The 25,115-nt window shown below is 68.5% G+C and carries 29 protein-coding genes; 16 read left to right on the top strand and 13 right to left on the bottom strand.

Annotated features, from left to right (window positions below; all coding sequences use genetic code 11):
* Positions 1-22 precede the first annotated feature (22 nt).
* From AB0L70_RS16650 to AB0L70_RS16620, 7 genes are all read left to right on the top strand, one after another.
* Positions 23-868 carry a NifU family protein gene (locus AB0L70_RS16650; RefSeq protein ID WP_363684738.1) on the top strand — a complete coding sequence of 282 codons (846 nt, stop codon included), beginning with the start codon at positions 23-25 and terminating at the stop codon, positions 866-868.
* A complete protein-coding gene (locus tag AB0L70_RS16645; protein ID WP_363684736.1) occupies positions 865-1,533 on the top strand; it encodes a DUF5947 family protein in 669 nt (222 codons plus the stop codon). Before AB0L70_RS16650 ends, AB0L70_RS16645 begins: the two co-directional genes overlap by 4 nt.
* Entirely contained in the window at positions 1,526-2,158 is a 633-nt protein-coding gene (locus tag AB0L70_RS16640) for a DUF6084 family protein (RefSeq protein ID WP_363684734.1), read from the top strand. The genes AB0L70_RS16645 and AB0L70_RS16640 overlap by 8 nt, the downstream gene beginning before the upstream one ends.
* Entirely contained in the window at positions 2,155-3,453 is a 1,299-nt protein-coding gene (locus tag AB0L70_RS16635; protein WP_363684732.1) for a hypothetical protein, read from the top strand. Before AB0L70_RS16640 ends, AB0L70_RS16635 begins: the two co-directional genes overlap by 4 nt.
* A complete protein-coding gene (locus tag AB0L70_RS16630) occupies positions 3,450-3,926 on the top strand; it encodes a hydrogenase maturation protease (protein WP_363684730.1) in 477 nt (158 codons plus the stop codon). The genes AB0L70_RS16635 and AB0L70_RS16630 overlap by 4 nt, the downstream gene beginning before the upstream one ends.
* Before the next feature lie 110 nt (positions 3,927-4,036).
* A complete protein-coding gene (locus tag AB0L70_RS16625) occupies positions 4,037-4,255 on the top strand; it encodes a HypC/HybG/HupF family hydrogenase formation chaperone (protein ID WP_363684728.1) in 219 nt (72 codons plus the stop codon).
* Positions 4,252-4,944, top strand: coding sequence for a DUF6390 family protein (locus tag AB0L70_RS16620; protein ID WP_363684726.1), 693 nt, complete (start codon positions 4,252-4,254; stop codon positions 4,942-4,944). Before AB0L70_RS16625 ends, AB0L70_RS16620 begins: the two co-directional genes overlap by 4 nt.
* Here AB0L70_RS16620 and AB0L70_RS16615 read toward each other — a convergent pair.
* The 3 genes from AB0L70_RS16615 to AB0L70_RS16605 are packed head-to-tail and all read right to left on the bottom strand — an operon-like array spanning position 4,896 to position 6,984.
* Entirely contained in the window at positions 4,896-5,282 is a 387-nt protein-coding gene (locus tag AB0L70_RS16615) for a hypothetical protein (RefSeq protein WP_363684724.1), read from the bottom strand. The two genes, AB0L70_RS16620 and AB0L70_RS16615, sit on opposite strands and share 49 nt — an antisense overlap.
* A 42-nt stretch (positions 5,283-5,324) precedes the next feature.
* Positions 5,325-5,603, bottom strand: coding sequence for a muconolactone Delta-isomerase family protein (locus tag AB0L70_RS16610; protein WP_363684722.1), 279 nt, complete (start codon positions 5,601-5,603; stop codon positions 5,325-5,327).
* A gap of 1 nt (position 5,604) precedes the next feature.
* Positions 5,605-6,984 (bottom strand): NAD(P)H-quinone dehydrogenase, encoded by a 1,380-nt coding sequence (locus tag AB0L70_RS16605; RefSeq protein WP_363684720.1) that lies wholly within the window; start codon positions 6,982-6,984, stop codon positions 5,605-5,607.
* A gap of 31 nt (positions 6,985-7,015) precedes the next feature.
* Here AB0L70_RS16605 and AB0L70_RS16600 point away from each other — a divergent pair, with 31 nt between their 5' ends.
* Both AB0L70_RS16600 and AB0L70_RS16595 read left to right on the top strand, forming a co-directional pair.
* Positions 7,016-7,477 carry a gamma-glutamylcyclotransferase gene (locus AB0L70_RS16600; protein WP_363684718.1) on the top strand — a complete coding sequence of 154 codons (462 nt, stop codon included), beginning with the start codon at positions 7,016-7,018 and terminating at the stop codon, positions 7,475-7,477.
* 38 nt (positions 7,478-7,515) lie between these two features.
* Positions 7,516-9,153 carry a phospho-sugar mutase gene (locus AB0L70_RS16595; protein WP_363684716.1) on the top strand — a complete coding sequence of 546 codons (1,638 nt, stop codon included), beginning with the start codon at positions 7,516-7,518 and terminating at the stop codon, positions 9,151-9,153.
* A 28-nt stretch (positions 9,154-9,181) separates the two neighbouring features.
* Here AB0L70_RS16595 and AB0L70_RS16590 read toward each other — a convergent pair whose 3' ends face one another.
* From AB0L70_RS16590 to AB0L70_RS16575, 4 genes are all read right to left on the bottom strand, one after another.
* The gene (locus tag AB0L70_RS16590; protein WP_363684714.1) at positions 9,182-9,634 is read right to left on the bottom strand and encodes a hypothetical protein; all 453 of its coding nucleotides are present in this window, start codon (positions 9,632-9,634) and stop codon (positions 9,182-9,184) included.
* A gap of 178 nt (positions 9,635-9,812) precedes the next feature.
* The gene (locus tag AB0L70_RS16585) at positions 9,813-10,748 is read right to left on the bottom strand and encodes a neutral zinc metallopeptidase (protein ID WP_363684712.1); all 936 of its coding nucleotides are present in this window, start codon (positions 10,746-10,748) and stop codon (positions 9,813-9,815) included.
* A gap of 112 nt (positions 10,749-10,860) precedes the next feature.
* On the bottom strand, positions 10,861-11,724 hold the full coding sequence (locus tag AB0L70_RS16580; protein ID WP_363684710.1) for an alpha/beta hydrolase-fold protein: 864 nt from the start codon (positions 11,722-11,724) through the stop codon (positions 10,861-10,863).
* Positions 11,725-11,735: 11 nt separating this feature from the next.
* Positions 11,736-12,296, bottom strand: a complete 561-nt coding sequence (locus AB0L70_RS16575) for a PH domain-containing protein (RefSeq protein ID WP_363684708.1) — start codon at positions 12,294-12,296, stop codon at positions 11,736-11,738.
* 46 nt (positions 12,297-12,342) lie between these two features.
* Here AB0L70_RS16575 and deoC point away from each other — a divergent pair, with 46 nt between their 5' ends.
* From deoC to AB0L70_RS16555, 4 genes are read left to right on the top strand one after another with little or no spacing between them, the layout of a single operon-like run.
* Positions 12,343-13,299: a deoxyribose-phosphate aldolase gene (deoC, locus tag AB0L70_RS16570; protein WP_363684706.1), complete on the top strand. Its 957-nt coding sequence runs from the start codon at positions 12,343-12,345 to the stop codon at positions 13,297-13,299.
* A gap of 5 nt (positions 13,300-13,304) precedes the next feature.
* On the top strand, positions 13,305-14,741 hold the full coding sequence (locus tag AB0L70_RS16565; RefSeq protein WP_363684704.1) for an aldehyde dehydrogenase family protein: 1,437 nt from the start codon (positions 13,305-13,307) through the stop codon (positions 14,739-14,741).
* Positions 14,731-15,606: an aldehyde dehydrogenase family protein gene (locus tag AB0L70_RS16560; RefSeq protein ID WP_363684702.1), complete on the top strand. Its 876-nt coding sequence runs from the start codon at positions 14,731-14,733 to the stop codon at positions 15,604-15,606. The genes AB0L70_RS16565 and AB0L70_RS16560 overlap by 11 nt, the downstream gene beginning before the upstream one ends.
* The gene (locus tag AB0L70_RS16555) at positions 15,607-16,617 is read left to right on the top strand and encodes a S66 peptidase family protein (RefSeq protein ID WP_363684700.1); all 1,011 of its coding nucleotides are present in this window, start codon (positions 15,607-15,609) and stop codon (positions 16,615-16,617) included.
* Here AB0L70_RS16555 and AB0L70_RS16550 read toward each other — a convergent pair.
* Together AB0L70_RS16550 and AB0L70_RS16545 are read right to left on the bottom strand one after the other, a co-directional pair.
* Complete coding sequence (locus AB0L70_RS16550; RefSeq protein WP_363684698.1) at positions 16,614-17,228, bottom strand: hypothetical protein; 615 nt, start codon at positions 17,226-17,228, stop codon at positions 16,614-16,616. The genes AB0L70_RS16555 and AB0L70_RS16550 overlap by 4 nt on opposite strands.
* Before the next feature lie 32 nt (positions 17,229-17,260).
* Complete coding sequence (locus AB0L70_RS16545; protein ID WP_363684696.1) at positions 17,261-18,277, bottom strand: serine/threonine-protein kinase; 1,017 nt, start codon at positions 18,275-18,277, stop codon at positions 17,261-17,263.
* 54 nt (positions 18,278-18,331) lie between these two features.
* Here AB0L70_RS16545 and AB0L70_RS16540 point away from each other — a divergent pair, with 54 nt between their 5' ends.
* The gene (locus tag AB0L70_RS16540) at positions 18,332-18,871 is read left to right on the top strand and encodes an RNA polymerase sigma factor (protein WP_363684694.1); all 540 of its coding nucleotides are present in this window, start codon (positions 18,332-18,334) and stop codon (positions 18,869-18,871) included.
* On the opposite strand, the gene AB0L70_RS16535 is transcribed toward AB0L70_RS16540, so the two are convergent.
* The 4 genes from AB0L70_RS16535 to AB0L70_RS16520 are packed head-to-tail and all read right to left on the bottom strand — an operon-like array spanning position 18,858 to position 23,907.
* Complete coding sequence (locus AB0L70_RS16535; RefSeq protein WP_363684692.1) at positions 18,858-20,171, bottom strand: S28 family serine protease; 1,314 nt, start codon at positions 20,169-20,171, stop codon at positions 18,858-18,860. The two genes, AB0L70_RS16540 and AB0L70_RS16535, sit on opposite strands and share 14 nt — an antisense overlap.
* Before the next feature lie 43 nt (positions 20,172-20,214).
* On the bottom strand, positions 20,215-22,656 hold the full coding sequence (gene pepN / locus AB0L70_RS16530; protein ID WP_363684690.1) for an aminopeptidase N: 2,442 nt from the start codon (positions 22,654-22,656) through the stop codon (positions 20,215-20,217).
* Complete coding sequence (locus tag AB0L70_RS16525; RefSeq protein WP_363684688.1) at positions 22,634-23,029, bottom strand: hypothetical protein; 396 nt, start codon at positions 23,027-23,029, stop codon at positions 22,634-22,636. The genes pepN and AB0L70_RS16525 overlap by 23 nt, the downstream gene beginning before the upstream one ends.
* The gene (locus AB0L70_RS16520) at positions 23,026-23,907 is read right to left on the bottom strand and encodes a LysR family transcriptional regulator (protein WP_363684686.1); all 882 of its coding nucleotides are present in this window, start codon (positions 23,905-23,907) and stop codon (positions 23,026-23,028) included. The genes AB0L70_RS16525 and AB0L70_RS16520 overlap by 4 nt, the downstream gene beginning before the upstream one ends.
* Before the next feature lie 83 nt (positions 23,908-23,990).
* Here AB0L70_RS16520 and AB0L70_RS16515 point away from each other — a divergent pair, with 83 nt between their 5' ends.
* Together AB0L70_RS16515 and AB0L70_RS16510 are read left to right on the top strand one after the other, a co-directional pair.
* A complete protein-coding gene (locus tag AB0L70_RS16515; RefSeq protein WP_363684684.1) occupies positions 23,991-24,734 on the top strand; it encodes a sulfite exporter TauE/SafE family protein in 744 nt (247 codons plus the stop codon).
* Positions 24,731-25,009, top strand: coding sequence for a hypothetical protein (locus tag AB0L70_RS16510; protein ID WP_363684682.1), 279 nt, complete (start codon positions 24,731-24,733; stop codon positions 25,007-25,009). The genes AB0L70_RS16515 and AB0L70_RS16510 overlap by 4 nt, the downstream gene beginning before the upstream one ends.
* Positions 25,010-25,115 lie beyond the last annotated feature (106 nt).

The raw sequence follows: 25,115 nt of genomic DNA, 5'->3' as shown, positions 1-25,115 counted from the left end.
TGATCCGGGTAGGGGGAGTGAGATGGACCGGCATGACGTCCAGGCACTGAGTGAACGAATCGACGTGCTCCTGGACGAGGTCCAGCGACGGGCCGAACCGGCGGTCGCCGGGCAGGTCGAAGAACTGGTCCGCGCCGTGCTCACCTTGCACGGCGCCGGCCTCGGACAGCTGCTGAACCTGCTCGACGAGCCGCAGGTACGGCAGTTGGCCGGGGACGACCTGGTCGCGGGTCTGCTGCTGTTGCACGACCTGCATCCCGACGATGTCGCGACCCGGATCCAGCACGCCCTCGACGACGTACGCCCGTACCTGGGCTCGCACGCCGGTGGCATCGACTACCTCGGGATCGACGACGACGGTGTCGTCCATCTCAGCCTGCAGGGCAGCTGCGACGGCTGCCCCGGATCCACCGCGACGGTCCGGCTGACCGTCGAGAACGCCGTACTGGACGCCGCCCCCGAGGCGATCGCCGTCGATGTCGCGGGCATGGTGAAAGAGAAGGAACCGCAGAACCTGTTGACCATCCAGCCGTTCCGCCCCCACCGGGACGGCTGGCACCAGCTGGACCTGGTACCACCCCCCGGCCAGGTCCAGCACCTAACCGTTGCCGACCTCGACGTGCTGGTCGCGAACCTCGACGGCACCTTCCTTGCCTACCGCAACAACTGCCCGATGTGCTCGTCGGGTCTGCACCACGGCCAGCTCACCGGTGACCGGCTCATCTGTCCACGCTGCACGGCGGAGTACGACGTACGGCTGGCCGGGCGGGCGCTCACGCCGGAAGGCGCGCCACCACTGGAGGCACTTCCGCTACTGCCCGAGGGCACCGGCTGGAAGGTCGCCATCCCCGGGGTGCAGCCGGCGTGAGAACGTCGCCGACGCTGCGTTCACTCGCACGACCCAAACCTCAGCAGCAGGTCGACCCGGTCGCGGTTCTGCGGCAGTTCACCGGTGGAGTCCGCGAGCAGCGGGCGCCGGGTGAGCAGTGCGAGATGTGCGCCGTACCGATCGGGCCGGAGCACTCGCATCTGGCTGATGTCCAGGGCCATCGACTGCTGTGCACGTGCCGGCCCTGCTACCTGCTGTTCAGCGACGGCGGCGCGTCGCACGGGCACTACCGCGTCGTCCCCGACCGCTACCGCTCCAATCCGGACTTCAGCATGTCGGCGGTGCAGTGGGAGACGATGGGGATCCCGGTCAACCTGGCCTTCCTCTTCTACCAGTCCGACCAGGACCGGTACGTCGCCTTCTACCCGAGCCCCGGTGGTCCCACCGAGTCGTTGCTCGACCTGGCCGCATGGGACGAGGTGGTTGCCGGCGATCAGCTGCTGCAGGAGTTGGCTCCCGATGTCGAGGCCGTCCTGCTGCGCCGGCTCGACGACGGGTTCGAGTGCCACCTGGTCCCGATTGATGCGTGCTACGAGCTGGTCGGGATCGTGCGCCAGTACTGGGAAGGCTTCGCCGGCGGCGAGGACGTCTGGCAGCGGATCGACGCCTTCTTCGCGGCAATTCAGGAGCGCGGCCGTGGTTGACCTGACCTTCACCTGCGTCGACGCGGAAGCGGACCGGTACGCCGCGACCCCGTTGATCCAGCTGCACCTGCGCGTCGAGGAGACGACCGGTACGCCGGTGCACGCGTTGGCACTACGGTGCCAGATCCGGATCGAGCCGATCCGGCGCCGGTACAACGACGAAGAGGCGGAGGGTCTCGCGGACCTGTTCGGGGACCGCACCCGCTGGGGCGAGACGCTGAAGCCGATCCAGCTCGCCTTCGTCACCCAAATGGTTCCCGGCTTCACCGGCACGACCGAGGTCGACCTCCAACTGCCGTGCAGCTACGACTTCGATGTCGCCGCCCACAAGTACCTGTACGCCGTCCGTGAAGGCGGCGTACCGCTGTTGCTGCTGTTCAACGGGACGATCTTCACCGGTAGTCCCGGCACGCTCTCGATCACACCGGTCGCCTGGCAGAAGGAGACGACGTACCAACTGCCGGTGGCGGTGTGGCGGGCGGCGATGGACCAGCACTTCCCGGGTGCCGCGTGGATGCGGCTCCGGCAGGACACGTTCGACCGGCTCTATCGCTATCGCACCCGGGAGGCCCTGCCCGGCTGGGACGACGCGATCGAGCGACTCTTGAAGGAACAACAGGAATGAACAAGTTCGACGCGGTCCAGCAGGTGGCGGACGCGCTGTTGTTCGAGGGATACGTGCTCTACCCCTACCGGGCGTCGGACGGGAAGAACCGGGTGCGCTGGCAGTTCGGCGTACTGATGCCGTCGGCGTACTGCCTGGTCGATCCGTCCGAACGCAGCCGGTCGCAGACCGAGTGCCTGCTCGACGGCGACGAGGCCGAACTCACCGTGCGGGTGCGCTTCCTGCAAGCGCAGTGCCGGGCCGTCCTCGACGCCGATGAGGTCGAGGTCGCCGTACTCGAGACCGAGGACGCGACGTACCTGCCCTGGGACGAGGCCGTCGTCGGGACCTTCGACCTGCGCACCAACCTACGGAAGTTGCCGCTGGAGATGCCGTTCCGGCTTCCCGGCGGGACCGAGACCGAGGCGGTCGGAACGGTCGGTTTCCTCCGCCGGACCCGGGAAGCGATCAGCGGAACCGTCTCGTTGAGCCTCCAACCGCTCCCCGGCCCGTACGGCGCCACCCGGTTGCGGATCCAGGTCGAGAACACCACGCCGGACGGCAGCTCCGAGCGGATCGGGGCACTCCGCCAGGCGCTGATCGCGCACCACGTGATGGCGGCCGTCGACGGCTGCCGGTTCATCTCCCTGCTGGAACCGCCCGAGTGGGCCCGCGCCTTCGCGGCCGGCTGCGAGAACCTCGGCCTGTACCCGGTGCTGGCCGGCGACCTGATGCTGTCCTCGCCGATCATCCTGTACGACCATCCGCAGATCGCGCCCGAGAGCCAGGGCGACATGTACGACGCGACCGAGATCGACGAGATCCTCAGCCTGCGCACGATGACGCTGACCGAGGAGGAGAAGCGCGAGGTCCGTGGCACCGACGAACGCGCGGCCGAACTGCTGGCCCGGGTCGAGTCGATGCCGCCGGAGCTGATGGACCGGCTGCACGGCTCGATCCGCTATCTGCGCAAGGTGACCGAGCCGGAGCCGGGCTCGCCCTGGTGGGACCCGGGCAGCGATGCCTCGGTGTCCCCGGAGACGGACACGGTCCAGGTCGGTGAAGTTGCCGTTGGCAACGGTACGCGCGTCCGCCTGCAGCCGGGCATACTGCGCCATGGGACGAGGGGAGCGGACGCGCAGGACATGTTCCTGACCGGGCGGCTCGGCACAGTGGTCGCCGTCCTGTCCGATGTGGACGGCGAGACCCACGTCGCGGTCGCACTGGACGGCGAGGAAGGTGAGGTCCAGCGATCCCACGGTCGCTATCTGTACTTCAGCCCGGACGAGCTCGAGCCCTTGGGGAGTGCGACATGACCGTGTTGGTGGCCGGGTTGGGGAACGTGTTCTGCACCGACGACGCCTTCGGGGTAGCGGTTGTCGAGGAACTCGCCAGGCGGGAGCTGCCACCGGGGGTCGAAGTCCGGGATTTCGGGATCCGCGGGATCCATCTGGCGTACCAGTTGCTCGAGCCGTACGACCTCGTCGTACTGGTCGATGCGGTACAGCGGAACGGTCCGCCGGGGACGCTGTACGTGATCGAGGCCGAGCCGGCGGCCGAGCCCGGACCCGAGGTCAGTATGGACGCCCACGATCTAGGTCCTGACGCTGTGCTCTCGCTTGTACCGCGACTCGGTGGCACTGTGGGTCCTGTAGTGGTGGTCGGGTGCGAGCCGGGCGGCATCGAGGCGGGGATCGGGCTGACGCCGGCAGTGCGGGACGCGGTCGACACCGCCGTACAGATGGTGCTCGACCTGGCCGCGCGGCCGGTGGGAGCCGTAGAGGGGTGACGTCATGCGCTGGATGGTGATGGGAGTCGTGCTCCTGATCCTCGTCGGAGTCGGCTACTACGGGGTCGAGGATATGCGCCGGTATCTCCGGCTGAGAGACATGTAGACCGATGTGCCTGGGGATCCCGGGCCGGGTGGTCGACTGCCCGGATGGCGCGGACCTCGGCAAGGTCGAGGTGGCCGGAGTCGTCCGGGACATCAACGTGTCCCTGGTAGACGGACCCTTGGTGCCCGGTGAGTACGTGCTGATCCACAGCGGTTTCGCACTCGAGCGGATGTCGCCGGAGCGTGCCGCGGACGCGCTCGCGTTCTTCGGAGCCGAGCTGTGAGCGGGCCGGCGCTGTTCGTCCGGTACGCGTTCGCGCCCAACCGCCTGGGGTACTGCGGTCCTGCCGACGCCGGCTCGCTACTCGAGTACGGCGCGCTGGGCCGCAGCGGCAAGGGGTTCCGCAAGCTGGCGAAGCAGTTCGAGGGCGCCTGGCCGCAGCTGAGCGTGATCGCCGCGGCCACCGGTACGGCGGATCCGCTCGACCAGGAGGTGGTCGAGGCCTATTGGGTCGGCAATCGCCTGCTGGACCGGGCCGCGAACGACCAGGGCGGCTTGCCGCATCACAGTTTCCAGGTGTTCTGCCTGTATCCGTGGGCGAATCTGCTGCTGGACGAACGCCGTACGGAGCATGCGCTCCAGGTGCTCGACCAGTGCCGGATCCGGTGGGGCAGGGTGATCGCGGACACCACCGACCATGTCGTGGTGGAGTCACGCCCGCTGGTGTGGGACGGCGGCGAGCTCAGTCTCGGTCTGCCCTGCCAGGAGACCGCTATCCGGGGCTTCGACGGGGTGAACCTGATCGAGCGCTTGAATCCGGGCGAGTGGGTCTCGCTGCACTGGGGCTGGGTCTGCGACCGGCTGACCCCGGACCAATTGGTTGCCTTACGCCACTATTCGGCGTACCACCTGGGGCTGGTGAATCAGCGTCTGCGCGGACGGGCCGGGATATCCGGGCCGAGGATCCAGTGACCGTCGGGCTGCCCGACCTTCGGGGTGCTGAGGATGGCCGGCCGGTGGTCTGAGTTGCCGGACCGGTCGGGCTCCCAGCGGTCCGGGTCCTCGGTCAGGCCGAGCAGATAGGTGACGGTGCAGTCGAGCGCGGCGGCGAGCTCGGGCAGCCGGACCACGTCGACGCCGGCGCCGTGCTCGAAGCTGGAAAGGGTCTTGTTGGTGGTGCGGATCCCTCGGCGGGCCAACCGGCTGACGAGCTGCTTCTGGGTCAGGCCGAGCTGCAGTCTGCGGGCGCGCAGACGATGGCTGACGACCAGATGACGATCAACGGCCAGGTCGGTGCGGTCCTCGAACATGGACACCCCCTGCAGTCACGATCCACCGGCGCCGCGACCGCGTCAATCGCCCGACCGCGGTGAATCCATCTCAGCCAGTGCATGCACCGTGTACCGAGCGAAGTTGAACACCGGCGCCCGCCCGAGCAACCGCTCGAACTCCTCGTGCGAGTCCACCTGATAGATCCACGCCCCACCGTGCGAACCCACCACGTGATACCGCGCCAGCACCTTCCCCTCCCGCTCCAGCCGCTCCCCGTACTCCGGCATGGCTCCCACCGCCCGAGCCATCTCAGGCGACAACAGACTCAACTCCATCCGCCACAACACGAGGAACTTCATCTCAGCTCCGGAGGTGGAGACGACGGGCCGCTTCGGCTACGGAGCCGGAGACGGAGGGGTAGACGGTGAAGGACTGGGCCATCTGGTCGACGGTCAGGCGGGCGCCTACCGCGAGGGAGATGGGGTGGATCAGCTCGCTGGCCCGGGGGGCTACTACTACCCCGCCGACGATGATTCCGGTGTTGGGAAGGCAGAAGAGTTTTACGAAACCGTCTCGGACGCCTTGCATCTTGGCGCGCGCGTTGTCGGCCAGCGGGACCTTCACGACCATCGCCGTACTGCCGCCGGCGTCAACCACCGCTTGCGTCAGCCCGACGGTGGCGATCTCGGGGGCGGTGAAGACGTTCGACGACACCGTCGACTGGTCCAGCGGGGCGACCGCGTCGCCGAGCGCGTGGGACATCGCGATCCGGCCCTGCATGGCGGCGACCGAGGCGAGCATGAGTACGCCGGTGCAGTCACCGGCCGAATAGACCCCACGAGCCGTGGTCCGCGACACCCGATCCACCTGCACGAACCCGCCGTCGGTCAGCGACACGCCCGACTCGACCAGATTCATGTCATCGGTGTTCGGCAGCGATCCGACCGCGAGCAGTGCGTGCGATCCCTCGACCGTCCGCCCGTCTGTCAGCGTGACCACGACCCCGTCACCCTGCCGCCGTACCGACTCGGCCCGGGACTTGCCCAGCACCGTCAGCCCGCGCCGCTTGAACACGTCCTCCAGGACAGCCGCCGCATCCGCGTCCTCTCCCGGCAGCACCCGGTCCCGCGAAGACACCAGTACGACGTCACTGCCGAGCGCGTCGTACGCACTCGCGAACTCCGCGCCCGTCACCCCGGACCCGACCACGATCAGCCGCTCCGGCAGCTCCTCGAGCTCGTAGACCTGCTCCCAGGTCAGGATCCGCTCGCCGTCCGGCTCGGAGCCCTTGAGGATGCGAGGCCTTGCTCCGGTGGCGATCAGGATCACATCGGCATCCAGCCGCTCGTCGCCGACCACCACCCGCTCCGGCCCGTCCAGCCGGCCGCGACCCTGGATGATCCGGACCTTGTCACCGTCCAGCCGTCGGGTGATCCCGTCGGACTGGGCCGCCGCGAGCGCCTTGACCCGCTTGTTGACGACCGAGAGATCGACCCGGACCGAGTTGGCCGGATCGTCGTCACCGTCGTCCAGCCGGACGCCCAGCTCGCCGGCCTCCTCCACCTCGGTCATCACCTCGGCGGTGGCGATCAACGTCTTGCTCGGGACACAGTCCGTGAGCACGGCGGAACCGCCGATCCCGTCGGAATCGACGACCGTCACCTCCGCCCCGAGCTGGGCGGCCGCACTGGCCGCTTCGTACCCGCCGGGACCGCCTCCGATGATCACAACTCGCGCCACGAGAGGCCATTGTTCCGTATCCTGTGTCTCCGTGACCCTGTACGCCGCGTTTGCGTCGAATCTGGACCCGAACCTGATGGCCGAGCGGTGCCCGTACTCGCCCCTGCGCGGCACCGGCTGGATCACCGGCTGGCGCCTCACCTTCGGTGGCGAGGAGCTCGGCTGGGAGGGTGCGATGGCCACCGTGGTCGAGGACCCGGCCGACCCGAACAACCAGGTCTTCGTCGCCATGTACGACATCCACCCCAAGGACGTCGAGCGCCTGGACGAGTGGGAGTGGATCGACCAGGGCGTCTACCGCAAGATCCAGGTCCGGGTGATGACCCTGGACGGCGAGCAACTGGCCTGGATGTACGTCCTGAACGCCTACGAGGGCGGTCTCCCCTCGGCCCGCTACCTCGGCATCCTCGCTGAGGCCGCCGAGGCGGCCGGTGCACCCGACGACTACGTCGCCGACCTGCGCGCAAGGCCCTGCCAGTCGTCCGGGCATTAGCTCCTGCCCGTCGTCCCCGCATTAGCTATCGTGCGGAGGTGACCGATGACCTCCGGAGCGCCGCCGAAGCCTGGCTGAGCGAAGACCCAGACCCCGACACCCGCGCCGAGCTGCAGAAGCTCCTGGCGGCCGGTGAGACCGCTGAGCTGGCCGACCGCTTCGCCGGCACCCTCGAGTTCGGTACGGCGGGACTCCGCGGAGCCGTCGGCGCCGGGCCGAACCGGATGAACCGGGTGGTCGTGATCCGCGCCGCCGCCGGCCTCTGCGCCTACCTGAAGGCCAAAGGCCTCACCACCGGCCCGGTCCTGATCGGGTACGACGCCCGCCACAAGTCCGACGTGTTCGCGCAGGACACGGCGGCCGTGGTGCGTGGGGCCGGACTGGACGCCGTACTGCTGGATCGGCCGACGCCGACCCCGGTAGTTGCCTTCGGGATCAAGCATCTGAAGGCCGTGGCCGGGGTGGTCGTGACCGCGTCGCACAACCCACCCCAGGACAACGGCTACAAGGTCTACCTGGGCGACGGCTCGCAGATCGTCCCGCCCGCGGACGCGGAGATCGCGGCCGCCATCGCGGCGATCGGCGCGCTGGACTCGGTGCCGCGGGGGAAAGACTGGCAGTCGGCCGGCGACGACCTGCTGAACGCCTATCTGGACCGCATCGCCGAGCTCGTGCCCGAGGATGCGCCACGGGACCTGAACGTCGCTTACACACCCCTCCACGGCGTCGGGCGGACCCTTGTCGAGGGCGCGGTCGCTCGCGCGGGGTTCGCCGTACCGGCGGTGGTGGCGTCGCAGGCGGACCCGGATCCGGACTTCCCGACCGTGTCGTTCCCGAACCCGGAGGAGCCGGGCGCGATCGACGCCGCCCTGGAGCTGGCCCGGTCGGTGGACGCGGACATCGCGGTCGCGAACGACCCGGACGCGGACCGGTGCGCGGTTGCCATCCCGGACGCCTCGGCGACCGGTGGCTGGCGGATGCTGCGCGGCGACGAGCTGGGCGGACTACTCGGGGAATTCCTGCTCTCGTCGCAACCCGACGGAGTCGCCGCCTGCTCGATCGTCTCGTCGTCCCTGCTCGGCAAGATCGCGGCATCGTACGGCGTCCGGTACGTCGAGACGCTGACCGGGTTCAAGTGGATCGGGCGGGTGCCGGAGCTGGTCTTCGGCTACGAGGAGGCGCTCGGGTACTGCGTCGACCCGGAGGCCGTGAAGGACAAGGACGGGGTCTCGACGCTGGTCCGCGTACTGCAGCTGGCCGCCGGGGCCAAGGCCGAGGGACGCACGCTGCAGGATCTGCTCGACGATCTGGCCGTGAAGTACGGCCTGCACGCCACCGACCAGCTGTCGGTCCGGGTCGACGACCTGTCCCTCATCCAGTCCGCCATGAGCCGACTCCGCGCCACTCCCCCCACCGAGTTGGGGAGTCACACGGTCGAGCGGGTCGACGACCTGAACGAGGGAACCGAGACGCTGCCGCCCACGGACGGCCTGCGGTACACGCTGTCCGACGGAGCCCGGGTGGTGGTCCGGCCGTCCGGGACCGAGCCGAAGCTCAAGTGCTACCTGGAGGTCGTCGTACCGGTGACCGGGTCGGACGTGGCGAGTGCCCGCAGCCGGGCAGGTGAAGACCTGACCGGCATCAAGCAGGCACTCTCGACCACGCTGGGGATCTAGGAGCACCTGGCGGGTAGCTCCCGGAAGATCAGCGGGCTGCGGCTGCCGCGGCTTCGGCCTCTTCGCTGCGCAGTGAGCTCTGCAGCGAGGAGTGCAGGATGCGCAGCGTGCTGGTCGACTGCATCAGCGCGTCCCGCTCGTCCGGGTTCCGGTTGGCGAGGCTGACGATGTCGTTGATGCTCGCCTCGATCCGGGCGATCCGGTCCGCGACCGAACCCTCCTGGCTACTGGCCTTGCGGATCGCGTCCGACGTGACCGTCCAGACGTCTTCCTTGTCGTTGGTGCGCCGGGACATGTCGACCATCTGGCTCAGCGCGGCCAGGTCGTGGTCGATCTGGGTCCGCTCCACCGGCTCGGTGATGCCGGCGGTCGCCTGGCGCAGCCGGGTGACATGACCGGACAGCTCCGACCAGCTGCACCGGCCGCTCTTGATCTTGTCCAGCACCTTCGCGTACTCGGTGTTGAACTCGTCGTAGTTCACAGTCCTTGACTCCTGCCGTTCGACGCTCGACTCAGAACTCTAAGGCGTGCGGCCCCGAAACAAGTAACCACACGATCGCAGATCGTGCAGGTGTCTCCAAAACGCAACAGCCGCCCGGTACGCCAACGCGTCCCGGGCGGCTGAGTTACGTCTTATCGGACCTTACGGCACTGACCGGTCAGGCGACGTACGCCGAAGAGGCGCCGTACGTGTTGCAGTTGCCCGCGACGGTGTAGGTGTGCTTGGCGTTGAAGCCCATGGTGGACCAGAACGCGTGGTTCTTCGGTGCACCGTGGTCACGGGCGTGACCCGGCTGGTCGCCCATGTGGGTGACGAGGTAGTTGAACTGCGTCAGCAGACCGCCGCTCATCGGGTAGTACCGCTTGTCGGCGCCGATGTAGGCGGCGCTGAAGCAGGACGCCTGCAGCTCGAGACGACGGCTCTCCTCGAGCTTCGCGGCGTTCGTGCTGAAGGCCGCCCGGCGCTGCGACGACGCGCTCAGGATGCCGGTCAGGTACTGGATGTGGTGACCGTACTCGTGCCCGACCATCTGGGTCAGCCACGCACGGGCGTAGGTCGGGTTCTGCTTCCAGGTGTTCATGATCTGCGCGGCCGGGATGTAGATGGTGCCGTGGTTCGCGCTGCAGTAGTAGCCGGTGGTGTTGTAGAGGATCCCACAACCGGTGTTGATCTTGGTGCCGCTGTGAACAGACAGCCCCGGCTTGATCTTGTACGCCGCACCGGCCGCCTTCAGCGGGACGGCCCACGCCGCGTACATGCAGGTCCAGAGCTTGGTGGCGTAGGACGCGACGCCCGCCTGGGTGCGCAGCGAGACGTTCACCTCCTTGCACTTCGACGGCGTGACCGGCGGGGTCTTGTAGATCTTGTTGTAACGGACCACGTTCGTCAGCGAGGACTTGGTGGTCAGACCGTCACCGGCCGGCGGCTCGCTGACCGACATGTTCGGCGTCGCGGCCGGCTGCGGCAGGGCCGGGTAGACCACAGGGTCCGCCTGGGTGGTGGCCTGAGCGTTCGGAAGGGCCAGAGCTGCGAAAACGGCAACGGCTGCGGCGCCGGCCAGTCCACGCAGGGTGGTACGGGAGAGGTTGACCATGACTCCACTCTCGAATGATGAAGGGACCTGTCATGCCCATCCTGGGGTGAACAGGGGTTCATCCCGGGGGTGGACACGTGCTCTGACGTAGCGAAGTACGCCACAGTTCCGCTCAGCGCACCAGTTTCGCGCCGAGAAATCTCAACTGATCGGGCAACATCCTCCGCCAGTACCCGGGAGTATGCGCCCCGGCCTGCTGCCCACCCGCGGCGCTCAATTCGGTCCGGAGCTCCCGCGCGGCGTCCGCGAACGGGTCGTCCCGGCCACAATCGATGCGTACGGCAACATCCTTCAAGCCGTCGCCGCGGACCTGGTTGCCGGCGAAATCCTGGGCGTCGTCGAAGGCACCGGCCGCGGCGTCCCCGTAATGGCGGTAGAGCGCCGGGCTGAGCGCTCCCACCGCCACCGCGGAGTCGCGTGCGGCGAACAGGAGGGCGCCGAATCCGCCCATGGACCAGCCGAACAGGCCGTAGCGGTCGGTACGCAACCCCCGCTTCGCCAACAGCGGCAACAGTTCCTGGTCGAGCATGAAGACCGGATTGTCGCCGCTGGCCCGGGCATGCCAGTAGTTGTCGCGCCCGCCGTCCACAGTCGCCAGGGCGAAGGGCGGCGTACCTGCCTGGACGGCGGCGGTCAGGTAGCGATCGATGCCCAGATCGTTGACGGCCGACGTGTGATCGCCACCCCGGCCGTGCAGCACCAGTACGACGGGCAACTGCGCGGAGGGTGCGTGTCCGTGGGGATAGATGACGCTGTAGCCGACCGTCGTACGGCGAGCCTTCGACGCGAACGTGCCCGAAACCACCGGACCGGCCGGGACATCGGGTACGACGCCATCCGGGCCGCTCAAGCCGAGGACGTCGTGCACCCGGCCGCGGCCGGGGACAATCCCTGTCTCCAGGCCGGTGACGGCTGCTACACCTACAGCAGTGGCGGCGGCGCCGGTACGGAGGAGGGCGCGACGGGACAGCCGCATCCGCGCCGGGCTCAGCGGACCAGCGCCGCCACGACGGCGGCGACCGCGAGCACACCGATGACGATCAGCTCCGGCCGGGCCCACGCGGTGACCTGCTCCCCGCCGGACTGGTCGCCGTACTGGTTCATGTGGGACTCGATCCGGTCGACGACGAAGTCGGCGCGGGAGACCGAGCTGTCGGCGGCGAGCTTGGCACCGCCCACTCGTTGCTTCCTGAGGTCACGCATGACGAGTACGACGCCAGGAGCGCGCAGCCGGTTGTCACCGACATGCACACGGAGGATGTCGGTCACGTCGACGCCGGTCACCTTGCTCCACGGCACCAGGTGGTCCCGCAGGTGGTTACGCAGCAGGATGTGTTCGGGGCTGAGGGTGACCGACGGCCGGATCAGGCCGACGTACGCGAGCATCATCAGGATGCCGATGATGCTCCCGACCAGCACACCACTCGCGGTGCGCCACTCCACCACGATGTCGATCAGCGCAAGCACCCCGACCCCGATCACCAGCCACCCGGTGATCCGGTTCGACGTCGACAGGTACTGCTCGGACTCCGGCGATGTCAACTTCACCAGCACAAAGTAACTGGCCATGCAGAACGGCACTAGACTGCCTGAGGTGACCACTCTCGACAGCGGCGTCGACTCGTTGGCCGACGTGACCTCGTCCGAGGACCGGCTGCGCCGGTTCCTGCTCGGCCTGCCGGGCGTCGACCAGGTCGGCGCCGAGGCCAGGGCCGCCACACTGAGCACCCGGTCGATCAAGACCACCGCGAAGGCGTACGCGCTGGACCTGGCGATCAGCATGATCGACCTGACCACGCTCGAAGGCCAGGACACCCCCGGCAAGGTGCGGGCCCTGTGTGCGAAGGGAAAGCGGCCCGACCCGGCCGACCCGACCGCGCCACAGGTCGCGGCGATCTGCGTCTACCCGGACCTGGTGGCGACGGCGAAGTACGAGCTGCGCGGCTCGGGGATCAACGTCGCGAGTGTCGCAACCGCCTTCCCCAGCGGGCGTTCCAGCCTCGCGATCAAGATCCAGGACACCAAGGACGCGGTCGCGGCCGGTGCCGACGAGGTCGACATGGTGATCGACCGCGGCGCCTTCCTCTCCGGGCGGTACGGTCTGGTCTTCGACGAGATCGCCGCGATCCGTGAGGCCGCCGGAGACGCGCACCTGAAGGTGATTCTGGAGACCGGCGAGCTGGTCACCTACGACAACGTCCGCCGGGCGTCCTGGCTGGCGATGCTGGCCGGCGCGGACTTCATCAAGACTTCGACCGGCAAGGTGTCTCCCGCGGCCACGTTGCCGGTGACGCTGGTGATGCTGGAGGCGGTCCGCGACTACCACGAGGCCACCGGCCTGCACATCGGCGTCAAACCGGCCGGCGGCATCCGGACCGCGAAGGATGCGATCAAGTACCTGGTCACGGTCAACGAGACGGCCGGACCGGACTGGCTGGACCCGGAGCTGTTCCGGTTCGGAGCATCCAGCCTGCTGAACGACCTGCTGATGCAACGCACCAAGCTGGCCACCGGGCAGTACGCCGGCCCCGACTACTTCACCTTGGACTGACAGGCATGAGCAGATTCGAGTACGCACCGGCCCCCGAGTCGCGGGCCATCGTCGACATCAAGTCGTCGTACGGGCTGTTCATCAACGGCCAGTTCACCGACGCGACGGACGGCAAACCGTTCAAGACCGTCTCCCCGGCCTCCGAGGAGGTCCTCGCCGAGGTCAGCGAGGCCGGACCGGCCGATGTGGACAAGGCCGTTCGGGCCGCCCGCAAGGCGTTCGAGAAGGTCTGGGGCCCGATGGCCGGCCGGGACCGGGCGAAGTACCTGTTCCGGATCGCGCGGTTGATCCAGGAGCGCGCCCGTGAGCTGGCGGTGCTGGAGTCGCTCGACAACGGCAAGCCGATCCGCGAGTCGCGTGACGTCGACATCCCGTTGGTGGCCGCGCACTTCTTCTACTACGCGGGCTGGGCCGACAAGCTCGAGTACGCCGGAGTCGGCGACGACCCGCAGCCGTGGGGTGTCGCGGGTCAGGTGATCCCGTGGAACTTCCCCATGCTGATGCTGGCGTGGAAGATCGCCCCGGCGCTGGCCGCCGGCAACACCGTCGTACTGAAGCCGGCCGAGACGACTCCGCTGACCGCGCTCGCGTTCGCGGAGATCTGCCAGCAGGCGGATCTGCCGCCGGGTGTGGTGAACATCGTCACCGGCGCCGGCCGGACCGGTCAGGCGCTGGTCGAGCACCCGGACGTGAACAAGGTCGCCTTCACCGGTTCGACCGCCGTCGGTCGGGCGATCGCCAAGTCGGTCGCCGGCACGGACAAGGCGGTCACGCTCGAGCTCGGCGGCAAGGCGGCGAACATCGTCTTCGAGGACGCGCCGATCGACCAGACCATCGAGGGCATCGTCAACGGCATCTTCTTCAACCAGGGTCACGTCTGCTGCGCGGGTTCGCGGCTGCTGGTCCAGGAGAGTGTGTACGACGAGGTCCTGGCCCGGCTGAAGCGCCGGATGGGCACACTGCGCGTGGGCGACCCGCTGGACAAGAACACCGACATCGGCGCGATCAACTCCGCGGCCCAGCTGGCCAAGATCCGCGAGCTGTCCCAGGTCGGTGAGGACGAGGGCGCCGAGCGCTGGTCGCCGGAGTGCGAGCTGCCGCCGCAGGGCTACTGGTTCCCGCCGACCGTCTTCACCGGGGTCTCGCAGGCCCACCGGATCGCCCGCGAGGAGATCTTCGGGCCGGTGCTGTCCGTGCTCACCTTCCGCACGCCGCAGGAGGCGGTGGAGAAGGCGAACAACACCCCGTTCGGGCTGTCCGCGGGGATCTGGACCGACAAGGGCTCCCGGATCCTCTGGATGGCGAACCAGCTGCGCGCCGGCGTGGTCTGGGCCAACACGTTCAACCGCTTCGACCCGACCTCGCCGTTCGGCGGCTACAAGGAGTCGGGCTACGGCCGCGAAGGCGGCCGTCACGGCCTGGAGGCCTACCTTGCCCACTAAGGATTCTTCTCGGCTCGAGATCCGTAAGACCTACAAGCTCTACATCGGCGGCGCTTTCCCACGTAGCGAGTCCGGCCGTTCGTACGTCGTGAACGATGCCAAGGGCAAGTTCCTGGCGAACGCGTCGCAGGCCTCCCGCAAGGACGCCCGGGACGCGGTCGTCGCGGCCCGGAAGGCGTTCGGCGGCTGGTCCGCGAAGACGGCGTACAACCGCGGGCAGGTGCTGTATCGCATCGCCGAGGTGATGGAGGGCCGGCACGAGCAGTTCAGCTCGGAGGTCTCGCTGTCCGAGGGCCTGTCGATCAGCAAGGCCCGTGCGATCGTGGACGCGGCGATCGACCGCTGGGTCTGGTACGCCGGCTGGGCCGACAAGCTGGCCCAGGTGGTCGGGTCCAGCAACCCGGTGGCCGGCCCGTACTTCGACTTCTCGTTGCCTGAGGCAACCGGTGTGGTCGCGGTGCTGGCGCCGCAGGACTCCAGCCTGCTGGGACTGTCCAGCGTGATCGCGCCGGCGATCGTCTCCGGCAACACGGTGGTCGCGGTCTCGTCGTTCGAGCGTCCGCTGCCGGCCGTGACGCTGGGCGAGGTGATGGCGACTTCCGACGTACCGGGTGGTGTGGTCAACCTCCTCACCGGTTCGGCCTCCGAGGTCGGTCCGTGGCTGGCGTCGCACATGGACGTCAACGCGATCGACCTCTGCGGTATCGAGGACCCGGACGAAGCACGTGACCTGGAGGCCGCGGCCGCGGACAACCTCAAGCGGGTACGCCGTCCGGCCGAGGAGGACTGGACCGAGTCACCGGGCCTGTCCCGGCTCACGCAGTACCTCGAACTGAAGACCGTCTGGCACCCGATCGGCGTCTGAATGGTCCAGCCTGGTGACCGGGTCGCGATCGTCTCGCCGTCCGGTGGACTGCCCGAACTCTTTCCGGCGCCGTACGAACTGGGGCTCGAACGGCTCCGGTCGTTCGGACTGGAGCCGGTGGAGTATCCGACCACCCGCAAGCTCGGGACGACGCCGCAGGAGCGCGCCGCCGACCTGCATGCGGCGTGGTCCGATCCGACCATCCGTGCGGTGATCGCGAGTATCGGTGGCGACGATCAGCTGACCGTGCTCAAGCATCTCGAGCCGGCCATCTTCCAGGCGGACCCGAAGCCGTTCTTCGGGTACAGCGACAACACGAACCTGCTCAACTTCCTGTATTCGTTGGGGTTGCCGGCCTTCCACGGCGGCAGCGTGATGGTGCAGTTCGGCCGCGGCGGCGCGATGCACCCGGACAGCGAACGCTCGCTTCGCGCTGCCCTCTTCACGCCCGGCGACTTCGAGCTGACCCCAGCCAGTGGCTGGACCGATCACGACCGCGATTGGGCCGACCCAGTCAATCTGGAGACCGAGCCGCCGATGTTCCCCGGCACCGGGTGGACCTGGCAGGGCTCGGCGCCGGTCAGCGGAAGGCTCTGGGGCGGCTGCCTGGAGATCCTCGACTGGCAACTGTCCGCGAACCGCTGGATGCTGCCGACGGACTCGTACGGCGGCGTGCTCTTCCTCGAGACCAGCGAGGAGCTCCCGAACTCCGAAATGGTCTACCGCATCCTCCGCAACTTCGGCGAGCGCGGACTGCTGGAACGCTTCGACGCGGTGTTGTGGGCGCGGCCCAAGTCGTGGTCCCTCGACCATCGGTTCACCGCCGAGGAGTCCGTCGCCTACGTCACCGGCCAGTACCTCGCCGTCGACCGGGCGCTGATGGAGTACAACCCGTCGGCCGTCGTGGTCAAAGGCCTCGACATCGGTCACACCGACCCGCAGCAGGTCCTCCCGTACGGCGGCCAGGTCCGCATCGACCCAGCCGCCGAACGGATCACCGTCACCTACTAGCGGACGACCGTCCTGGTCAGCGCCGGATTCGGATCGGGATAGCAGGCGACCGGCGCGGTGATCGTGAGGAACTTCCATTTGATCTTGGCCTGCAGGGTGAGGCCGGGGTCGTCGTAGCTGGAGCCCTTCACCCTGGTCTCGATGGCGGCGCCGCGACGGCCGGCCTTCAACCGGACGGTGAGGGTGGGGAGTTGGTAGCTGGCGCCACCGGGGATCGGACCGGGGACCTTGATCACCACGACGCTGCCGTCCAGTTGGACAGTAGGAGTGGAGTTGAGGCCGGAGCCGCCGGTGAGTTTGGCGCTGACGTACGACGAGTTGGCCGGTACGGGCACGCGGAGAGCGAGGTCGCGGACCTCCTGGAGCTTGAAGCCCTTGACGTCGCCGGGCAGGGAGCCGGGCTGAAGATCGACGGCGATCGTGAAGCGGCTGTTGGGCCGCACGGTCGCGGGCGCCTTGGCGTCGACCCCCTGCCGCAATGACAGCTGCTGACGGCCGAACTTGGTGTCCGCTCGGCAGGCGAAGCTCGCCACCGGCGACGCGGCTGACGCGGTCGGCGTGATGAGAAATGGAAGCAGGGCGAGCACCACAAGACTGCAGTGAGTAGTCATACGACTACTCTATGCAATCAGAAGCCTTTCAGTCACTGGCCGAACAGGAACCAGCCGCCGACGCCGGCCAGGACGAACGCGACCGGCAGGGCCAGCAGGAACCACGCCCGCATCTTCCGGCGACGGCGTACGGGTGGGTCGGTGGCGACCGTGGTCGGGAGCTCGTTGTCGGTGATGCTGGTCCGCTCCTCGGCGCGTAGCGGCGCCTCCTGCTCCAGCCGGTAGGCCTCCGCCTCGAGGTGCTCCGCGAGGCTGTCGGCCCGCTCCCATCGCTCGGGCACCCGGTAGGCCAGGGTCCGGGCCATGATGTCGTCGAGGGCGCCGATCGACTCGTGCAGCACCGGGCGCAGGCTCGGTGGCGGCAGATCCGGGTCGCGGTTGAGCACGTCCCCGATCGAGGCCGCGTTGTACGGCGGATGCCCGGTGATGAGCGCGTAGGTCACCGCGCCGACCGCGTAGATGTCCGCCCGCTCGTCGAAGCCGCCATCACCCCGCCCCTGCTCGGGCGCCATGTACGACGGCGTACCGACGGCCTGGGTCAGTCCGGAGGCCTCCGCGGCCCGCTTCGCCAGCCCGAGGTCGGCCAGCACGATCCGGTGCGTGCCGCCGCCGGACTCGCCGCCCTGGTTGGCCCGGAGCAGCAGATTCGCCGGGGTGACATCACGGTGTACGACGCCCTCGTTGTGCAATGCGGCGACCGCCCGGGCCAGGTCCGCTCCCCACCACAACGCATCCACGACATCCAGCGGCCCATGCCGCAGTACGTCGCCGAGCGTGCCACCGCCGACGTAGTCCATCACGAAGTACGGACGCCCGTCCGGGAGCTTGCCGAGGTCGAAGACCCGGACCACCCGGTCGCTGGCGATCCGGCGCATCAATCGGGCTTCGGACAGGAAGCGTTCCCGGACGTCGGCACGCGACGCCCAGTTGTCGGCGAGGATCTTGACGGCGACGTCCACATCGAGGTCGTCGTCGTACCCACGCCACACGGTCGCGAACGCGCCCGCGCCGATCTTGTCCTGTAACCGGTACCGTCCGATGACATCCATCCCGGCTATTGTCATGCACAGCCGGGTGTATCGGCGTATTGACCCTGGGGGAGTATGAACGAGGAACTGGAACAACTCGCAGCCCGAGCGGCGACGGGGGACCAGTCGGTCGTGCCACAAATCCTGCAGGCGATCCGTCCGCAGGTGCAGCGACGGGTGGCCAAGTTCCTGCCCCACCGTGAGGACGCCGAGGAGGCGGTCCAGGACACCCTGCTCCAGGTGGCGAACAAGATCCACACCTTCAAGGGCACCGGCAGCTTCGCCGGCTGGGTCACGATCGTGGCCACCAACCAGGCCCGGCAGACCTACCGCTCGCTGAAGCGGCGCGCGGTCGAGCAGTCCGCCGAGATCCTCCCCGAGTCGGTCGACCCGCGGACGACCTCGGTGATCGCGGGTTCCCGGCTGGACCTGCTCGAGGCGCTCGAATCCCTCGAGTCCAGCCATCCCCAGCTGGTCCAGCCGCTGGTCCTGCGTGATCTGGGCGCGATGACGTACGCCGAGATCGCCGACGAGCTCGACGTACCGCTGGGCACGGTGAAAGCCCGCATCCACCAGGCCCGCAAGGCCGTCGCCGAACGCCTCACGGTCCGCTGACCCAGCCCCGCAGAATCTTCGTGGCCTCGGCCCGGGGAGCCGCGGGCAGACCGGCGATCTCCGCGTTGTGATTGCCGGCGGGGACCGTGTACCAATGTGAGTCGCGCGTCCCGGGGCCAGGCTCGAACTTCTCCGCGCTCCACGGGTCGTTCTCGCCGTACACGAAGAGCATCCGGGTCGCGGAGGTCTTCACCCACCGGTCTACGTCCTCGAGTGCCTTGGCATCGTGCTTCGGTTCGATCGCGGCCGGGACCGAGGCGGTGGCGGCACCTGCCTCCCGGTAGTGCAGGAGTCCTTTGAGCCACGTCGTACCGGTGGCGACGTCCGGCCAGTTGAGCTGGGCGGCCGCCTGGTAGTAGTACGCCAGGTACGGCGCGATGCCCGAGTCGGAGTACGACGACCAGTCGGCGATCTCGTCGATGAAGCTGAACAACTGCTGGTCCGTGGCAGTGCGGCCCGGGACGAGCAGACAGCTCAGTTGCGAATGGTACTGCCAGAACTTGAACGGCGTGTCGAGCACCGCGGCCTCGAAAGCGCGGTCGGCCGTTCCGAAGCTCTGGTCGTACTTCAGCCCTAGCTTCACCAGCATCGGGAGCAGCGTGGCGCGGTGATACAACGCGTTCCGCTGGACGGTCCGGAGCGCATCGTTGCAGGCGGCATCGGTCCCCACGTGCTGGATGAAGTCGACGTACGAGTCCTGCTCGTTGACGACGTCCTGCGGTGCCACGTACGCGACCGTTGCGTCCACGTCGGTCGGGTAGAAGCGGCGGTGGTAGACCGACGTCATCCCGCCTTTGCTGGCTCCGGTCGAGACCCATTTACCGTCGTACAGGGCCTTGAAGGCCTGGGCGATGCGGTGGTGATCGGTCGCGGCCTGCCAGAGGTCGAGCTTCGTCCAGTCCTTCGTCGCCGGAGTCGACTTGCCGAAGAAGCGTTCCTCGACGTTGAGCTGGTTGCCGTCGACGAGGCGGGTCGGCTCGGCGGTGAAGGCTCCGGCGACGCCGGCGTACCCGGTTGTCTGCAGGATGGTCGGGCGGTCGAAACCCTTGTGCCACAGGGTGATCCGCTGCTCGAACTGTGCGCCGTCCGGATGATGCTGATCCACGGGCTGCTTGAACCACAGCACGAAGAACGGCTTGCCGTTGATCAGCTGCCCGCTCTCGATCCGCAGCCCGGCGATCGTCTCGAGCCGCGCCCGCACGACCGCGACCGAGTCCACCGGCGCCGGGTCCACCGCGATCGCCGGTGGGGCGACCACGGTAAGGAACCCGAGCACGAGAAGGAACCTGATCAGACGCATTTGGTGACTCCTCGGGCTCGGGGCGACACTCTGCGTAATCAGACTACCCGTAGGTGCGGCGTACCTCCACGGCCCGACGGAGGTCGTCGAGGAAGTTGGCGGTCTGCCGGCGAATGGCCGGGCCGACGGTCTCGTCGGTGACCAGCGCCTGGGCCGGGACGATCAGTCCCGCGTCGACCGCGTACCGCGGCGCGATCCGCTGCACGGTCAGCCCGACCACCATGCCGGAGCGGATCTCGGTCGTCTGCGCGATATCGGTGAAGAACCGACCGACGTACGGCGCGGTGAGCGCGGCCTGACCGGGATGCCAGAAGCCCTCGGCCGCGGCGAGCAACTCCTTCACCCCGATCGCCGGATCGGTCATGATCCGCGTCCAAGCGGCCTCCTTGCCGTCCGGCAACGCGGCCCGGCAGCGGGCGGCGTGGTTGACGCCTTCGGTCGACGTGTCGCGCGCGAGCTCGGCGTCGATCTCCGCGGCGCCGAACGCGTTCAACTGGACCAATCGGAGCACCAGCGACCAGCGCAGATCCGCGTCGATCACCAAGCCGGCCGGGGCACCGGAGCCGTCCAACCAGGACTTCAGGAGCGCCGCGTCGTCCGTGGTCGCGATGAATCCACGGGCGGTGATCAACTGCAGGCTGCTGCCCGGCTCGGTGCTCGCCAACTTGTTGCCGAGGGCATCCGCGACAGGGCCGCGATACTCGTCGTACTCCACATAGCTGCCGAGGACGCGCTCCTCGATCCACCGGACCAGCGAGCCGACAGCGATGTCGCTGTCCTCGTGCTGGAGGGTGGTGAGGAAGAGGTCGAGCGCCTGCCGGGGATCCAGCTCGGCGTTCAAGGTGGCGTCGCGGATCGCGTTCCAGATCACGGCGCGGGTCGTGCCGTCGGTGATCTTCGGCAACACGTCCGAGAGGTTGGCGAGGCTGGTGGCGTCCAGGCGGATCTTCGCCCAGGTGTCGTCGTTCGCATCCGGCACGATCACCGCATAATCGTTGCCGAGTGCAACTTCCACGGTGTCCTGGTCGAGGACGACGTCGACGATCGAGCCGGCGCCGGTTTCGTCGTACCCGCCGACGCTCAGCTTGTGCAGGCGGCGTGAGCTGTCGGGGCTCCGGCGGTGCAGGACGACGCCGGTGGCGGTGCGCTCGACCGTGATCGTGTCCAGGCCGGACGTCCGCAGCCACTGATCGGACCACGTGTCCAGATCCTTGGCACCGGCTTCGGTGAGCTTCGCGATGAACTCGTGCAGGTCGGCGTTGCCGTACTCGTGCGCCTCCAGGTGCGCGTTCACGCCCTTCAGGAAGACCTCGTCACCGAGGTACTTCGCCAGCTGCTTGAGTACGGCGGCACCCTTGGCGTACGAGATCCCGTCGAAGTCGTCGAGCGACTGGCGCGCGTCCTTCAGGCTGTCCGGGGCGACCGGGTGGGTGGAGCTGCTCTGGTCCGTCTGCAGCCCCCACCACTTGCGCACGAAGGCGAAGTCGGTCCAGTTGTCGTCGTAGCTGGTGGCGTCCTCGGACACCCGGTGCGCCATGTACTCGGCGAACGACTCGTTCAGCCACATGTCGTTCCACCAGCGCATGGTCACCAGGTCACCGAACCACATGTGCGCCATCTCGTGCACGACGATCCGGGCCCGCGTACTCCGTTCCGCCTCGGTCGCCTGACCGCGGAAGACCAGGTGGTCGGCGAACGTCACGCAGCCCGGGTTCTCCATCGCGCCGAGGTTGAAGTCGGGCACGAAGACCTGCCAGTACTCGCCGAACGGGTACCGCTGCCGGAACATCCGGTGGTACTCGTCGAACGCTTCCCCAGTGGTTCGGAACAGATCCTCGGCGTCGCGCTCCAGCGACTCCTGGAGGGATTGCCGGCAGGCGAGGCCGAGCGGGATCCCGTCGTGCTCGCTCCGGATCTGGTGATACGGCCCGGCGACGAGCGTGACGAAGTACGTCGACAGCGGCTTGGTCTCCGCGAGCCGCCACTCCCCCGGCCCGGTCTGCGTGGCCGCGCCGTTGCCCATCACCACCCAGTCCTCGGGACACTTCACCGAGATCGTGTACGGCGTCTTGAGGTCGGGCTGGTCGAAACACGGGAAGTAGCGCGGCGCTGACTCGAGCGACGACATGCCGTACGTGTACACACGCCCGTCGGCCGCATCGACGGATCGCTGCAGGCCCTCGCCGTCCACGGAGTACTTCAGCTCGGCACTCACCACGAGTTCGTTCTCCGCCTGCAGCCCGCTCAGCGGGAACCGGCCGTCGTCGAGGGCGGCGACGTCGAGGGACTGCCCGTTCAGTACGACGCTGATCAAGCGCGCCGGCTTCACGTCCACCCAGCTCGCCTGGGTGGTGGCCGCGAACCGCAGCGTGCTCACCACCCCGAAGGTCGTTTCGCCGCCAGTCAGATCGAACGCGATCTCGGCGGATCGCACCGTCAACCCGGCGGCACGCTCACGAGCTTCAGTCACTGTCAGGGCGGGCATTCGTCTCCTCGGTAGGTACAGCGGCGGCCGCGAGCTGTGCGACTGCCTTGACCTGGTCGTTGGTGGTGGTTGCGAGAACGCGGGCGATCAGCTCGCCATCCTCTGGCTGGGCAAGGCTGCTCAGCACATTCAGTGCACTCACATGGTCGAACCCGGCCGGGGTCTCCTGGTCACCCTCGACGGGTGGGCCGGACAGGATCCGGCGCGCGACCACCCGGACCTCACCACCGAGCGGCTCGAGCGGGTTGCCACCACTCAGCCGGGTGTACGCCGCGGCTACCTGATACATGTTCAGCGCCCGGCACACGGTCGCGATGTTCTCGCTGTGCAACAGCGCACTGAAGGCCTGCAACGGGATGTCGGGCACGCTCATGGCTGCACGCTAGCTGCCGCGTGCAAGTGGGTTGCCAGGAGGTGGGCGGGCTCAGGGGCGTCGGTGGCGTAGCAGAGCAGGTGGGCGCGGGTGGACCACGAGTCCTGCAACGGGCAGATGTCGATCGAGGCGATCGCGGCGACGGCTCGGCGCGGGACGATCGCCAGTCCTGCACCAGCGGTGGCCAGCGTGATCAGGGTGTGCAGGGTCGGTACGACAGTGCGGTAGCGGGGAGCCGGGGCGTGCGGGCCGAGGCGTTCGTCCATCCACTGGGTGAGTGGCGAGTTGCGGTCGAGACCGACCAGGGGATGTTCGGCGACTTCGGCGTACGCGATCGAGGTGCGGCCGGAGAGGGTGCCGCCGGCCTGGCCGATCACGACCAGGGAGTCGTCGGCGAGTGGTTCGGTCCGGAGCGCGGTCGGTTCGTCGTCGAGGATGACGCCCAGGTCGGCCTCCCCGGCGGCGAGCAGGCGGACACTGCGGACGGTCCGGCGCTCGTGCACGTTCACGTCGTACTCGGGGTGGTCGCGGAGGAACGTGGCGAGCGCGACCGGGACGAGCTGGTGCATCGCGGAACCACCGGCGACCAGGCGGATCGGGGCCGTGCGGGAGACGGCGTACGACGCGACCGCGCTGTCGAGGCGGGTGGTCTCGGCCAGAACCTCGCGAGCGTGCCGGGCCAGGGTGGCGCCCGCGGGGGTGAGCCGGACGCCGCGGCGCTCGCGGATGAGCAACGGGACGCCGGCCTGCGCTTCGAGGGCTCTGACCCGCGCACTGGCCGAAGGCAGACTGAGGTGCATCACCCGCGCACCGCCGGTGATCGAGCCTTCGGCCGCGACGTACGTGAAGAGCCTGAGATCGTCCAGGTCGTACCGCATGGGCTAAGCCTACGTCTCAGCCTAAGGCTGGGTTCGTGGATCGCGCATTGTGCGGTGACAGGTCGAGCCCTGATCCTCGAAGGGTGCTGCTCATCCTCCTCGCCGGTGTCGCGGCCGGCGCGCTGAACGCCGTCGGTGGCGGCGGGAGCTTCGTGGCACTGTCCGCCCTGGTCGCGGCCGGGATGCCGCCGGTCACCGCGAACGCGACCACGACCGTGGCGCTGCTGCCGGGGAACGCGACCAGCGCGTGGGTCTACCGGCGCGAGATCGAAGGGCTCGCCCGGCCGTCGATCCCCGCGGTGACGCTGGCGAGTGTGTTCGGCGGCGCGATCGGTGCGGCCCTGCTGTTGTTGTTGCCATCGGCATCATTCGAGGCGGCGGTGCCGTGGTTGCTGGCGTTCGCAACCGTCGTACTGGCGTTCGGCCGGCGGCTGACCCGGGCGCTGCGGCTCGGTACGCCGGGGCCGGTGGCGATCCTGGTCGGGCAGTTCGTGCTGTCGATCTACGGCGGGTACTTCGGCGGCGCGGTCGGGCTGATGATGCTCGCCTTCTGGACCGCGACGACGTCGCTGGACCCGGCCCGCGGCAACCCACTGCGGGTGATCCAGGTCGCCGCCGTCTACCTGACGGCTGCGATCGTTTTCGTCTTTGCCGCAGACGTTCTGGCGCAACCGTGGCAGTTGGTCGCCCTCCTGGCCGGCGCCGTCTTCGGTGGGTACGCCGGTGCCCACCTCGTGCGGCGACTGCCCGCGACAGTCCTTCGCGCGCTGGTCTTGACCACAGCTGTCGCGATGACCGCGCTCTTCTTCGTCCGGGCGTTCCGATGAACCGGGCCCAGCTCGCGATGGCCTACCAGGCCTGCGAGGTCGTCGATCTCGCCCGCGCCGCCTTGTCCCTGGAGGATCCCGCGGAGGCCGCGGACCAGGCATCACGAGTCCTGGCAGCCGCACAGGAACTCGTTGCCGCCGCCAACCGTCTCGCCGAGCCGTCCGCCCCGACCGATCCCCTGCAACTGTTCGCCTACGAGAACCCCGAGGAAGCCGCCGACGACCTGGCCGACTGGGTACGCCGCAACCCGGCCGACGGGTGCGGGACGTCCTAGGACCCGCACCCGCGGGCTGTCACCAGTCCTTGTTCGGGGCCTTCAGGTCACGATCGCGCATGGCTGCACCTCCTTCCACGACTTGATGTTCCGGTGAGTCTGGCCG

It is taken from the genome of Kribbella sp. NPDC051952 (genome assembly GCF_040680855.1).
Taxonomy (GTDB): domain Bacteria; phylum Actinomycetota; class Actinomycetes; order Propionibacteriales; family Kribbellaceae; genus Kribbella.
This window is presented reverse-complemented; position numbering and strand designations above follow the sequence as displayed.

Coding starts and splice junctions, on each gene's coding strand:
- AB0L70_RS16650 (WP_363684738.1), top strand. CDS start 23: ATGGACCGGCATGACGTCCAGGCACTGAGTGAACGAATCGACGTGCTC.
- AB0L70_RS16635 (WP_363684732.1), top strand. CDS start 2,155: ATGAACAAGTTCGACGCGGTCCAGCAGGTGGCGGACGCGCTGTTGTTC.
- AB0L70_RS16630 (WP_363684730.1), top strand. CDS start 3,450: ATGACCGTGTTGGTGGCCGGGTTGGGGAACGTGTTCTGCACCGACGAC.
- AB0L70_RS16625 (WP_363684728.1), top strand. CDS start 4,037: ATGTGCCTGGGGATCCCGGGCCGGGTGGTCGACTGCCCGGATGGCGCG.
- AB0L70_RS16615 (WP_363684724.1), bottom strand. CDS start 5,282: ATGTTCGAGGACCGCACCGACCTGGCCGTTGATCGTCATCTGGTCGTC.
- AB0L70_RS16610 (WP_363684722.1), bottom strand. CDS start 5,603: ATGAAGTTCCTCGTGTTGTGGCGGATGGAGTTGAGTCTGTTGTCGCCT.
- AB0L70_RS16585 (WP_363684712.1), bottom strand. CDS start 10,748: ATGGTCAACCTCTCCCGTACCACCCTGCGTGGACTGGCCGGCGCCGCA.
- AB0L70_RS16580 (WP_363684710.1), bottom strand. CDS start 11,724: ATGCGGCTGTCCCGTCGCGCCCTCCTCCGTACCGGCGCCGCCGCCACT.
- AB0L70_RS16565 (WP_363684704.1), top strand. CDS start 13,305: ATGAGCAGATTCGAGTACGCACCGGCCCCCGAGTCGCGGGCCATCGTC.
- AB0L70_RS16555 (WP_363684700.1), top strand. CDS start 15,607: ATGGTCCAGCCTGGTGACCGGGTCGCGATCGTCTCGCCGTCCGGTGGA.
- AB0L70_RS16550 (WP_363684698.1), bottom strand. CDS start 17,228: ATGACTACTCACTGCAGTCTTGTGGTGCTCGCCCTGCTTCCATTTCTC.
- AB0L70_RS16545 (WP_363684696.1), bottom strand. CDS start 18,277: ATGGATGTCATCGGACGGTACCGGTTACAGGACAAGATCGGCGCGGGC.
- AB0L70_RS16540 (WP_363684694.1), top strand. CDS start 18,332: ATGAACGAGGAACTGGAACAACTCGCAGCCCGAGCGGCGACGGGGGAC.
- AB0L70_RS16535 (WP_363684692.1), bottom strand. CDS start 20,171: ATGCGTCTGATCAGGTTCCTTCTCGTGCTCGGGTTCCTTACCGTGGTC.
- pepN (WP_363684690.1), bottom strand. CDS start 22,656: ATGCCCGCCCTGACAGTGACTGAAGCTCGTGAGCGTGCCGCCGGGTTG.
- AB0L70_RS16525 (WP_363684688.1), bottom strand. CDS start 23,029: ATGAGCGTGCCCGACATCCCGTTGCAGGCCTTCAGTGCGCTGTTGCAC.
- AB0L70_RS16520 (WP_363684686.1), bottom strand. CDS start 23,907: ATGCGGTACGACCTGGACGATCTCAGGCTCTTCACGTACGTCGCGGCC.
- AB0L70_RS16510 (WP_363684682.1), top strand. CDS start 24,731: ATGAACCGGGCCCAGCTCGCGATGGCCTACCAGGCCTGCGAGGTCGTC.